Here is a 296-nt window from a genome sequence, read left to right on the forward strand (position 1 = left end):
TTGCTTCTGGGGGTGGAACCAGCCGGTCTTTTGCAGCGCAGGTAGATCGGTGCGGCCGCCGTACTGATCGAGGCCTTTGACGTCGGCCATTGTCGGCAAGGCGTTCGCGCGCTGCTTGAGGGCGTCGTCGCTGTCGATCTTCTCTGGCCATGTGCTTCGGGTGTACTGACCGTAGCGGTCGACGATGGCCGTATATGCGTGCCGCAGGTCGTCGTCGTTGGCCGTCGTGTCGAGCTTGCCGAACAGGAGCGTCTGCGCGGCGCCTGGCTGTGGCATCGACAGCGTGACGGAGGTGA

1 protein-coding gene is annotated in these 296 nt (G+C 64.2%); it reads right to left on the reverse strand.

From position 1 onward, the window contains the following. On the reverse strand, positions 1-296 hold a 296-nt coding region (locus tag CBX98_RS26450), incomplete at both ends, for a hypothetical protein (RefSeq protein ID WP_197710270.1).

It is taken from the genome of Vibrio sp. T9 (assembly GCF_003123985.1).
GTDB classification, from domain to species: Bacteria; Pseudomonadota; Gammaproteobacteria; order Enterobacterales; family Vibrionaceae; genus Vibrio; species Vibrio diabolicus.